Source organism: Hominiventricola sp. (assembly GCF_057604405.1).
The window spans coordinates 1-1,364 of sequence record NZ_DBLYVB010000092.1; the positions used below are offsets into that span (position 1 = coordinate 1).

Below are 1,364 nucleotides of genomic sequence, written 5' to 3' on the forward strand. Positions count from 1 at the left end.
AAGGTTGTCGATGCAATACTTACCTCCGGCAGGATTGAACAGCAATCCTACAGAAGCTGCATGGGATTACTGAAACTGGCAGAAAAATATTCGCCAGAAAAGCTGGAACAGGTCTGCGCTAAGGCGCTCTCTTATTCCGGTAAACCCAGCTATAAAAGTATCAAAAATCTATTGGTTGCAACAAAGGATGCACCTGATACCGAATCAGAATCATCTCAAGCAGTAAAACCACATGGCATAACCAGAGGAGCCAGATACTATGGAGGTAAAAAATCATGACAAATCAAAGTACAATCGATAAACTTATTGAAATGCGTCTGACTGCTATGGCAGATGCATTCCGCATCCAGATGGATGATCCTGCAATGAAGGAAGTTCCATTCGAAGATCGCTTCGGTATGCTTGTTGATGTCGAGTATAGCAACCGTAAAAACAATCGTCTGAAAAGGCTGATCCGCCAGGCTGAGTTTGAACAGCCAGATGCCAGCATCGCAGCGATCGATTACCATTCTGGACGAAAGCTGAACAAAGCACTAATCAACCGTCTGGCAACCTGTGAATACATTACAGAATACCGGAACATCTTTATTACTGGAGCAACCGGAAGTGGTAAAACTTATATGGCCTGTGCCTTTGGCATGGAAGCATGCAAGCACTATTACTCAGTACGGTATGTACGGCTTCCTGATCTATTATTGGACTTACAGGCTGCCAGGGACAATGGAACTTTCTCGAATGTCCTGAAGAAATATACCAAGCCAATAGTACTGATCCTTGATGAGTGGCTGCTTCTTAAACTGACCGAAGCTGAAGCCAGAAATCTTTTTGAACTGATACATAAAAGACGTAAAAAATCTTCAACAATCTTTTGTTCTCAGTTCCGTGAAAGTGAATGGTACCAGCAAATCTGTGATGGTGAAAGTACTCTTGCCGATGCTATCATGGATCGTATTTCGTATGATTCCTATAAAATCGATATTGAAAGTGTTGACCCAGCTAAAGACCTCTCTATGAGAGAAGTATATGGACTGGATCCAGCAATGGCAAAGTAACTTAATAAACAAACTGAGGTGGCTCCGTTAGTCCGGACAGGTGGCTCTCGCCACACCGGACTGGCGGCTCTGCCGCACCGTAATATTCACCGGAGGTGTTTTACTGCCGGTTGTATTTAAAAAGAGTCCGAAATCAAAAAGCGGGACATTGGAAAGCAGAGCAGGGTGGAAAGGATTATGCAGAAAAGGGATGGTGTTGTTATTTGTATTGATTGTAGTAAGACTGGATCTGCTGATGGGGACAAGTTATCTGAGGGATACGGTGTGTATTGCATTTATAGCAAATGAAGCAGTGTCAATTGTAGAGAATGC

1 protein-coding gene and 2 pseudogenes are annotated in these 1,364 nt (G+C 43.3%); all 3 read left to right on the top strand.

All coding sequences use genetic code 11. The features are described 5' to 3' along the window. Window positions 1–279, top strand: a pseudogene (locus ACZMB2_RS14255) (IS21 family transposase); the annotation flags it as partial. Beyond that, window positions 276–1,052 (top strand): IS21-like element helper ATPase IstB, encoded by a 777-nt coding sequence (gene istB / locus ACZMB2_RS14260; RefSeq protein ID WP_008369148.1) that lies wholly within the window; start codon window positions 276–278, stop codon window positions 1,050–1,052. The pseudogene ACZMB2_RS14255 and the gene istB, both read left to right, overlap by 4 nt. A gap of 85 nt (window positions 1,053–1,137) precedes the next feature. Then, window positions 1,138–1,364: pseudogene (locus tag ACZMB2_RS14265) on the top strand (phage holin family protein, TcdE/UtxA-related); the annotation flags it as partial.